At 54.2% G+C, this 9,381-nt stretch carries 9 protein-coding genes; 2 read left to right on the plus strand and 7 right to left on the minus strand.

The window, feature by feature from the left end; translation table 11 throughout:
* Positions 1-176: 176 nt before the first annotated feature.
* The 7 genes from RUMCAL_RS07420 to RUMCAL_RS14615 all read right to left on the minus strand — a co-directional run bounded on the left by RUMCAL_RS07420 (position 177) and on the right by RUMCAL_RS14615 (position 6,836).
* Positions 177-1,025 (minus strand): RnfABCDGE type electron transport complex subunit B, encoded by an 849-nt coding sequence (locus RUMCAL_RS07420; RefSeq protein ID WP_021682065.1) that lies wholly within the window; start codon positions 1,023-1,025, stop codon positions 177-179.
* A gap of 12 nt (positions 1,026-1,037) precedes the next feature.
* Complete coding sequence (locus RUMCAL_RS07425; protein ID WP_021682066.1) at positions 1,038-1,622, minus strand: electron transport complex protein RnfA; 585 nt, start codon at positions 1,620-1,622, stop codon at positions 1,038-1,040.
* Complete coding sequence (gene rsxE / locus RUMCAL_RS07430; RefSeq protein ID WP_021682067.1) at positions 1,619-2,284, minus strand: electron transport complex subunit RsxE; 666 nt, start codon at positions 2,282-2,284, stop codon at positions 1,619-1,621. The genes RUMCAL_RS07425 and rsxE overlap by 4 nt, the downstream gene beginning before the upstream one ends.
* A complete protein-coding gene (locus RUMCAL_RS07435) occupies positions 2,281-2,850 on the minus strand; it encodes an RnfABCDGE type electron transport complex subunit G (protein ID WP_021682068.1) in 570 nt (189 codons plus the stop codon). The genes rsxE and RUMCAL_RS07435 overlap by 4 nt, the downstream gene beginning before the upstream one ends.
* A gap of 1 nt (position 2,851) precedes the next feature.
* Entirely contained in the window at positions 2,852-3,847 is a 996-nt protein-coding gene (locus tag RUMCAL_RS07440; RefSeq protein WP_040647482.1) for an RnfABCDGE type electron transport complex subunit D, read from the minus strand.
* Positions 3,848-4,241: 394 nt separating this feature from the next.
* A complete protein-coding gene (rsxC, locus tag RUMCAL_RS07445; protein WP_021682071.1) occupies positions 4,242-5,528 on the minus strand; it encodes an electron transport complex subunit RsxC in 1,287 nt (428 codons plus the stop codon).
* A gap of 348 nt (positions 5,529-5,876) precedes the next feature.
* Positions 5,877-6,836, minus strand: coding sequence for an FAD:protein FMN transferase (locus RUMCAL_RS14615; protein ID WP_021682072.1), 960 nt, complete (start codon positions 6,834-6,836; stop codon positions 5,877-5,879).
* 228 nt (positions 6,837-7,064) lie between these two features.
* On the opposite strand from RUMCAL_RS14615, the gene RUMCAL_RS07455 reads away from it, so the two are divergent.
* A complete protein-coding gene (locus RUMCAL_RS07455; RefSeq protein ID WP_040647484.1) occupies positions 7,065-7,682 on the plus strand; it encodes a histidine phosphatase family protein in 618 nt (205 codons plus the stop codon).
* A 373-nt stretch (positions 7,683-8,055) separates the two neighbouring features.
* Entirely contained in the window at positions 8,056-9,282 is a 1,227-nt protein-coding gene (locus tag RUMCAL_RS07460) for a UTP--glucose-1-phosphate uridylyltransferase (RefSeq protein ID WP_021682075.1), read from the plus strand.
* Positions 9,283-9,381 lie beyond the last annotated feature (99 nt).

A 9,381-nucleotide genomic window follows, 5' to 3' on the forward strand; every position in this document is an offset into this window, starting at 1 on the left:
GAATCTTTGTCTAACTTTTTGGGGTCAGTTCATTGCGGCGGTTATTTCTTTTAATCGTTTTCCGTTAATGTGGGAGCAACCGTCTGCCGGTATGCTCTTTCTATTTTTATTATACGCATTTTTCTCCGGTTTGTCAAGAGGCAGACCGGCGTTTTTTCGGTTTTGCGGTATTGCCTTTATTCTTCCGCCGCCGGCTTTTCCTTTACCGGCTCCGGCTTCGGGGCAACTACCTTGGGCTTCCGCAGGTTTTCAATACACCCTCTGGGGCATTCCTTTGCACACAAGCCGCAGGACTTACACTTATCATAATCGATGACCGGATAGGCGTTCTCGACGATGATCGCCTCAAACTTGCAGACCTTCTCGCACTTCTTACAGCCGATACAGGAGTTCTGACAGGACTGCATTGCCACCTTGCCCATATTGCGGGAGGAGCAGCGAACGTCCACCTTTTTCTTTTCCGACCGCAGTTCGATCAGCCCGTTGGGACAGACTTTCGCACACTTGTTGCAGGCAACACACTTTTCCGTACAGAATGTGGCAATGCCGTCTTTGATCGAGATGACATCGTTTTCACAGACAGAAACGCAGTCCCCCAGTCCCAGACAGCCATAGGCACAGACACCGGTGCCGCCGTAAAACCGTTTCGCAGCGGTACAGGACTGCACGCCGTCAAACGTGAACTTCCGGTTGGTGGCTTCGCAGGTACCGTTACAGTGCAGCACCGGCACCATGCGTTCCGACGCAGTCACAGACACGCCCATGATGGCACCGATCGCTGCCGCAGCATTGGCACCGCCGGGCAGACAGGCATTCATGGGAGCACCTTTATTCACAATGGCATCGGCATAGTCTGCACAGCCGGCATAGCCGCAGGCCCCGCAGTTTGCACCCGGCAGTGCCTCGGTGATCTGCACCGCACGCTCATCGGTCTTCACCGCGAACACCTTTGAGATCACGACCAGCAGGACACCGAACACAATGCCCATGACCACAAATATCAGAATGGGATAGACAAATTCCATGACACACCCTCCTTACTGTCCCAGTCCGCCGAAGCCCAGAAAACTCATGGACACAATGGCGGCTGCGATAAGCGTTGCCGGAACGCCGCGAAACATCTTCGGGGTTTCGCTCTCGGCATCGTCCACGCGGGAACGGACACCGGAGAAGATCACCATTGCCAGTGCAAAGCCCACGCCGGAGAACACGGCATTCACCAGCGACTGTCCGAAGCTGTAGCTTTCGTCGATGTTCATAATGGTAACACCCAGCACGGCACAGTTGGTGGTGATCAAAGGCAGATACACGCCCAGCGTTTTATACAGCGGCGGCATCAGTTTTTTGATGACCATTTCCAGCAGCTGTACAAATACGGCAATGACCAGAATGAATGCCACTGTCCGCAGATAAGTCAGTTCCAGCGGCTTCAGGACAAAGTAGTAAATGGGATAAGTGCACAGGGACGCACACAGCATGACGAAAACCACTGCGGCACCCATGCCCACGCTGGAATCCAGCTTTTTCGAAACGCCCAGAAACGGACAGCAGCCGTAAAATTTCGACAGAACGAAGTTGTTCGTCAGCACAGCCGCAATGATGATTGCAATATAGGTACTCATGCGTCAGCCTCCTCACACTTTGCGTGACATGCCGCCGCATTGGGGCAGCTTGCACAGCCGATCTTTTTCGGGGGATTCTTTTTGGACAGGGCACAGACCACAGCGATCACGAAGCCCAGCACCAGAAAGCCGCCTGCCGGCATGACAAACAGGCTCATGGTATGTCCTACCATGCCGGGGATCGTCAGTCCGAACCATGTGCCGCTGCCGAGGATCTCCCGCACGCTGCCCATGAGGAACAGAGCCAGTGTGAAGCCCAGTCCCATGCCGGCACCGTCCAGAGCCGAAGCCAGCACGTTATTCTTGGAGGCGAACATTTCCGCCCGTCCCAGAATGATACAGTTTACAGTAATCAGTTCCAGAAATGCTCCCAGACTGGTATACAACGCCGGCACAAAACCGTGCACCAGAAACTGAATGACCGTTACGAACGAAGCAATGATTACGATATAGCAGGGGAGTTTCACCTGCTCCGGAATCACTTTCCGCAGCAGAGAGATCACGATATTGGAACAGATCAGCACGAACATGGTAGACAAGCCCATGCCGATGCCGTTAAATGCTGCGGTGGTAACTGCCAGCGTCGGGCACATGCCCAGCAGTCCTACCAGCGTCGGGTTTTCTTTCAGGATACCCTTGGTAAATTCTTTTCCGTAGTTCATGCACCGGTCACCTCCTGATTGGCATGTACAGTTGCAAGGGCACAGTTCACAGCGGCTTTCATGCCCTTGGAAGAATAGGTCGCTCCGGTGATATTGTCCACGCCGTCTACTGCGTCACTGTCCGACAGTCCCACCAGATGATCTACCAGCAGTTCCGGATTGGACTGCACCTTTGTGCCTAGTCCGGGGGTTTCCGAAACGGTGACAAAGGAAACGCCGGTAACGGCTCCGCCCTTGTCCACGCCGATGACGACCTGCAGGCCGCCTTTGTTATAGCCGTCTGCGGTCACCAGCACGGCATACTGTCCGTTTTCGTCCAGATACAGACCGGTGGCAGATGCCTTTTCGTTATTCTCCGGCTGGAAGTCTGTGACTTCCTCAAATGTGCCGGCATCGGGCAGCTGTTTCAGACTGGTCTGAATGGCATCTGCCTCTGCGGCAGCGATCTTGTCCTTGGTCACCATATTGGCAAGTGCCAGAAATGCACAGCAGACTGCACAGATTATTGCCAGCACCAGCGGCGGCAGCACCATGGATTTTACAGAAGATGTCTTTGCCTCTGCCATGTTACTTCGCCTCCTTTTTCACTGCGGGCTTTGCCCCAAAGGGGTGAGTCATGGTCAGCTTGTCGATGTACGGAGTCAGCAGGTTCATCAGCAGGATCGAGAACGAGCAGCCCTCCGGCATGTTGGCAAACTCCCGAATGACAAAGGTCAGCACCGCACAGCCCAGACCGAAAATCAGTTTTCCCGCACCGGTCATGGGGGTGGTCACATAGTCGGTCGCCATAAAGAATGCTCCCAGAATTACACCGCCGCTGAGCAGGGCGTAGAGCACGTCGGTCATTTCGCCGCCGGTGGCGAGGGTATAGAACAGTTCCAGCACTGCCAGACCGCCCAGATATGCCACAGGGGTGTGCCACGAGATCAGCCCCAGCACCAGCAGGAACACGCCGCCGATGAGCAGAGCCAGTACCGAGGTTTCACCCAGCGAACCGCCCACGTTGCCGAGGAACAAGTCCAGCAGACCGGCATCACCGGAAGCCAGCGGAGTGGCACCGGTCACGCCGTCGGGGAGGTTTCCGGTAGCGGCAAACATTTCAAAGAAGCTTCTGCCGCGATAGAAAAAGGGCTTCACCCAAGTGGTCATATCGCCGCCGAAAGACAGCAGCAGGAACACACGTCCGGTAATGGCGGGATTGGCGAAGTTGCAGCCCAGTCCGCCGAACAGCTGCTTGACGACTGCAATGGCAAAGACGCAGCCGATCGCCGCTTCCCACAGGGGCAGCGTTGCCGGCAGATTCAGAGCCAGCAGCACGCCGGTGAGCATGGCACTGCCGTCGGTATAGGTGGTTTCTTTCTGCATCAGCTTCTGACAGACCATTTCGGTGAACATGCTGATGACAGCACAGAACACAACCAGAAACAATGCTCGCGGTCCAAAGACCACCGTCGCCGCCACGATCGCCGGCACCAGAGCCAGCACCACCAGCAGCATGATCTTTTGCGTGGTCATGCCGCTTCTCACGTGAGGTGACGGAGAAACAGTCAATAATGATGTCATGGTTTTTCCTCCTATTTTCATGGATTGGTCGGAGAGTCTGGGGGATTTTAAATATGTGCAGTTGTAATATGAGGTATCGTTCTTTTCAGAAGGATCTCACAAAGCAATACATATTAAATATAACACATCGAGTAAAAGATTTCAGTAAAACCCCTCCACCGCCTAACGGCGGTCCCCCTCGTACTGAGCGGTCCCCTCTGCCCTGCGGGCATCTCCCCACCCCGTGGGGAGTCACCCCTTTCAGGGGAGGCTTATTTAGTTGTCACTATTATAATGAATAGCGGGGCGATGTGGCTTGCTATCCTTGGGCAAGTCTGCCGTCGCCATTTCCGCTGGGCGACGGGCTGGGCATCGTCCCCTACAACAAGGGCTGTCAACTCTCCGGATGCCATGCTTATTTTTTGATGCTGGACATATAGAATGCCTTTGCCAGCTGGTTGGTTTCTGCCACCGGACGCTTTGCCGGACAGGCGTAAGTACAGCAGCCGCAGTTCATGCACAGGGTGACTTTCAGTTTGCCCAGTGCTTCGCTGTCCTCCTGCCGGAACGCCTTGGCGATCTCCGTGGGCATCAGCCGCAGGGGACAGGCGTGAACGCATCTGCCGCAGTGAATGCAGGCGGTGGGTTTCGGGGAAACGAATTTCTCCAGAGCCAGCACAGCGTTATTGGCTTTCAGAATCGGGTCGGCAGTGTCCGGCACAGCGATGCCCATCATGGGGCCGCCGTAAAGCACTTTCTTTGCCCGTTCCATATCGCACTGTGCAAAATCCAGCACGTCCTGCACCGGTGTGCCCATAGGCACCATGACATTGCAGGGCTTGCCTACAGCATCGCCGTCCACCGTCACCATACGCTGCACCATCGGCATGCCGGTTTTCAGGTAGCGGCTGAGAAATGCCACGGAGGACACGTTCATCACGATCACGCCCTGATCTGCCGGCAGCTGTCCCTCCATGACGGTGCGTCCCAGTGTGTGATAGATCAGCACCTTTTCTGCACCCTGCGGGTACGTGGTGGGGAGAGAGAAGATCTGAATCTCCGGTTCGGACTTGGTCTTTTCCGTCAGGACGCGGATCGCCTCCGGCTTATTGGTTTCAATGCCAATGACTGCCTTGGGGATTTGCAGCCAGTGCAGCACCTGCCGCACGCCGTCCAGCACTTCGTCCGGTGCTTCGATCATCTGGCGGTAGTCCGAGGTGATATAGGGCTCACACTCTGCCGCGTTGATGACCAGCGTGTCCACGGTCTGTTTGGGGTTCAGCTTCACGTGAGTGGGGAAGCTTGCACCGCCCATGCCCACCAGTCCGCTTTCCCGCACTGCCTTGAGGAAACTCTCTTTATCAGTGACAGCGGGCGGACGGACATCCGGAGAAACAGTCTGTTCGCCGTCGGTTTCGATCTCCACCATGGGACATGTCCTGCCGTTGGACATACGGTAGGTGGAAACTGCCTTGACTTTGCCGGAAACACCGGAGTGGATCGGCACTGCCATGAATGCGTCGGTATCGCCGATCTTCTGCCCCACCAGCACGGTATCCCGCGGCTTTACAAGAGGTGTACAGGGTGCACCGATATGCATGCTCATGGGAATCCGCACCAGTTTCGGCAGCGGCAGCGGTACAGAAGCACTGTTTTCTGTGTTTTTATGGTGTGCCAGATGCACGCCATGCAGTTTCTTCATAGAATACAGCTCCTTTCACTTTTTCGGATTGCTTTACTTTAGGAAACACTGAATAAAGCACGCCTGACGGCTTTGCACGCAATCTGCGTGCAGTGTTTCCTTTATATATCTACAGAAACGGAGTGGTTTCTGCGATAGGCGTTGGGAATGATTTATAGGGTGGGAATTTTTTTCTTCATGTGTGAAATTCCACAGAAGAATCCCTCCACCAGCTTCGCTGATCCCCCTCGTACTGAGCGGTCCCCTCTGCCCTGCGGGCATCTCCCCACCCCGTGGGGAGTCACCCTTTTCAAGGGAGGCTTATTTCTATAGTTTTAGCTGTTCATCGTATTACAATGTACAGGAGTTTTACGCATTGGGGGTGAAGTGCAGCCCGTCGCTGACGTACAGCTTGCCGGACTGGTCTTGTGCTACGATCTGATAATCCTCTGCGTGAAGGTGTTCCTCCAGATGCTCTGTGCCCTCCAGCCAGATCAGCGTGGAGAGAAAGTCGGATTGCAGCCCGCTGTCACAGAACACCGTCACTGTGGTCAGGTCGGATTCCGCCGGCATGCCTGTCTTAGGGTCGAGAATGTGGCAGTATTGCTTTCCGTCATCAGCAATAAAGTACCGTTCGTATCCGCCGGAGGTGGACAGGAAACAACTGTCAGTTGACACGGTGCCCAGCGTACCGTCGCCGGACGGGTCACGGATCTCGATCTGAAACGGTTTCCCGTCAGGCTTCTCCCCGTAGCACAAAATGGAAGATGTCATGGAAACTGTGCCATAGCTGGCGGTGCCGGACTGGTCGAGAGCCTCTTTCACGCAGTCCAGACTGTAGCCCTTTCCCACGGCTCCGCAGTCCAGCTGTGCTCCGTCGGTGAGGGTCACGGTGCCGTCTGCCGCCGTCACGTGGTCGGGAGAAATGGTTTTCAGTACCGGTTCCAGTTCCGCCGCCGTGGGCACGTGGGGCGTATCTGTGGTAATGCCCCACAGTGCCGTCAGCTGTCCCACAGTCAGGTCTACACTGTCCCCGAATCGTTTTTGCAGGGCAGCCGTTTCGGACACCAGCTGGTATATGGTATCGTTCCCAGAAATTGTGCCGCTCTGATTCAGCCGGGAGATCGCACTGTTTTCCTGATAATTGTCCAGCGTCTTGTCCAGCGTTTTCAGCAGCGAAGCCGTTTCGGAAACGCCACTGCCGTGGAGAGAAATGGTACAGGCGGTATCCATTGCCCAGACGGTTTCGGTCTGAGCCGGCTTTGCAGAAGTGCATGCCGTCAGCACCAGCGGCAGCAGCACCGCAAAAAGTTTTTTCCCGTGCATCATAAAAACATCTTTCTTTTCCGAGGGAAATGTGATATAATAAGGGTAGGCATTTCCGGACGGAACTTGTCCGATTTCTTCAAAAATGCCTACCCTTTATTATAATACAAGCCGTTTATTTTGTAAACGGTAAATAATTGTTTATTTTACAGCGAAATTATTACCTTTTTCGCAAAATTTCCGAAGATGTATCGACTATCCAACGAATTCCACAATGGAGGTTTATTTTTTATGAAAGGTTACCGCATCAGCGTGATCCGCCACGGCAGAACTGCCGCAAATGACAAAGGCATTTACATCGGCAGAACCGATTTTCCGCTTTCCGACAAAGGGGCGGCAGAGCTTGCCGGTAAAATGGACGAGTTCCGGTATCCCAACGTGGCGAGGGTGTACAGCAGCCCGCTGCGTCGCTGCACCGAAACCGCGGAAATTCTCTTTCCGGACGTACAGATCCAGACGGTGGACAATCTCATTGAAATGGATTTCGGCACATTTGAAGGAAAATCCGCTGACGAACTGGTACACAAGCCGGAGTTCAAGGAGTGGCTGAAAGGCGGTATGGACTGCCGTCCGCCGCAGGGCGAGAGCGTCAAGGAAGTGCAGCTGCGAATCTTCCGTTCGCTGCGGGAGATCATTCGGGACATGATGCAGGAGGATCTGCTCCACTGTGCCGTCATTACCCACGGCGGCATGATCGCCAACATGCTGGCAGGGTTCGGGCTGCCGAAAATTTCCCCGCAGGAGTTACAGTGCCAGCCGGGAGAGGGCTTCGACATCTACGTCACCGCCGACCTGTGGCAGCGTTCACAGGCGTTTGAGATTCTGGGCATGGTGCCGTATTCCCGATGAGGATACTTTTATAATAGTCGGAAATATAATAGTAGAAAACCGCACCCTTTGCCGGAGTTTTCCGGAAAAGAGTGCGGTTTTTGATTTTGATTTGACAAACTGCGGCAAGTTTGGGGTTTTATAGGCAATACCGCATGAATTCTTCGAATGAAAGAAAGTTTTCGTGTGCATATGAAAACGATTTCGCACGGAGCACATATTATTTCGAAAAAGCTTGTTTTTTTTCAAAAAGGCTTGTATTTTCCTGCATATTATGATATAATGTGTTTATTCCTATCGAAACGGGAATTTCGGCGGGATTTCCGAGATTTCCGAGATTTCCGAAGACAATACTTCCGGTACGGCACCGGTTTTTCAAGAAAGGGTTATACACATGACGTATGAAGAAGCATTGACTTATCTGACTGCCCACGGTCAGCAGCACCTGCTCCGGTATTATCCCACTCTGACACCGGCACAGCAGGAACACCTGCTGGAACAGATCTCCAACCTGCATCTGGAACGCCCCCAGTTCCAGAATCGCGAAGCGGCGGCACAGCAGCGGGGACACTTTGCACCGCTGGGAGCTGTGACACTGGAACAGATCGCAGAAAAGGCGGACGAATACCGCAGGATCGGCTTACAGGCAATTCGTGATGCCAAAGTGGGAGCCGTTCTGCTGGCTGGTGGACAGGGCTCCCGTCTGGGATTCGATCACCCCAAGGGCATGTACAACATGGGCAAGACACGGGATCTGTACATCTTTGAATGCCTGATCCACAACCTGAAAAAGGTCACTGACGAGGCGGAGGCGTATGTGCCGCTGATGATCATGACCAGCGAACAGAATGATGCAGAAACCCGTGCATTTCTGAAAGAACACGACTACTTCGGCTACAGTGCGGACAACGTACACTTTTTCAAGCAGGAAACGGAACCGGCAGTGGACGAAAACGGCAAAATTTTCCTGAACGCTCCCGATCAGATCGTACTTTCCCCCAACGGAAACGGCGGCTGGTTCTCCTCGATGCAGAGAGCCGGTCTGCTGCAAACGATCGAGGAGATCGGGCTGGAATGGCTGAACGTCTTTGCTGTGGACAATGTGCTCCAGCAGATCGCCGATCCGGTATTCATCGGTGCAACCATCGCTTCCGGCTGTGCCTCCGGCGGAAAGGTCGTCAGCAAGGCAGATCCGGACGAACGGGTGGGTGTGCTCTGTCTGGAGGACAACAAGCCTTCGATCGTGGAATACTACGAAATGACCGAAGAAATGCGGACACTGCGGAACGAGGACGGCTCGCTGGCGTATCGGTTCGGCGTGATTTTGAACTACCTGTTCCGCGTAGATGCTCTGATGCATACGCTGGGCTCGGATTTCCCGCTGCACATCGCACACAAAAAGATCTCTCATCTCAACGAAGCAGGGGAGCTGGTGAAGCCGGAGGAACCCAATGGCTACAAGTTCGAAACGCTGGTGCTGGATATGGTGCACATGCAGGACAGCTGTCTGGCGTTTGAGGTAGACCGCAGCAAGGAATTCGCTCCGGTGAAAAATGCTGTGGGCGTGGACTCTGTGGAAACCGCCCGGGCACTGCTGGAGCAGAACGGTGTCGTACTGTAACCGATACCGGAAATGATCCGATTCTGAAAGAGGGCAAGACGGCTTGTCCTCTTTTTTGTTTTCCCTAGGGCAATACCGCACAAAGATTGTGCGGCAGAT

The organism is Ruminococcus callidus ATCC 27760 (assembly GCF_000468015.1).
GTDB lineage: Bacteria > Bacillota > Clostridia > Oscillospirales > Ruminococcaceae > Ruminococcus_C > Ruminococcus_C callidus.

Bases quoted from the DNA above. Each gene is read 5' to 3' on its own strand.
- RUMCAL_RS07425 (WP_021682066.1), bottom strand. From the start codon at position 1,622: ATGAGTACCTATATTGCAATCATCATTGCGGCTGTGCTGACGAACAAC.
- rsxC (WP_021682071.1), bottom strand. From the start codon at position 5,528: ATGAAGAAACTGCATGGCGTGCATCTGGCACACCATAAAAACACAGAA.
- RUMCAL_RS14615 (WP_021682072.1), bottom strand. From the start codon at position 6,836: ATGATGCACGGGAAAAAACTTTTTGCGGTGCTGCTGCCGCTGGTGCTG.
- RUMCAL_RS07440 (WP_040647482.1), bottom strand. From the start codon at position 3,847: ATGACATCATTATTGACTGTTTCTCCGTCACCTCACGTGAGAAGCGGC.
- RUMCAL_RS07460 (WP_021682075.1), top strand. From the start codon at position 8,056: ATGACGTATGAAGAAGCATTGACTTATCTGACTGCCCACGGTCAGCAG.
- RUMCAL_RS07420 (WP_021682065.1), bottom strand. From the start codon at position 1,025: ATGGAATTTGTCTATCCCATTCTGATATTTGTGGTCATGGGCATTGTG.
- RUMCAL_RS07455 (WP_040647484.1), top strand. From the start codon at position 7,065: ATGAAAGGTTACCGCATCAGCGTGATCCGCCACGGCAGAACTGCCGCA.
- rsxE (WP_021682067.1), bottom strand. From the start codon at position 2,284: ATGAACTACGGAAAAGAATTTACCAAGGGTATCCTGAAAGAAAACCCG.
- RUMCAL_RS07435 (WP_021682068.1), bottom strand. From the start codon at position 2,850: ATGGCAGAGGCAAAGACATCTTCTGTAAAATCCATGGTGCTGCCGCCG.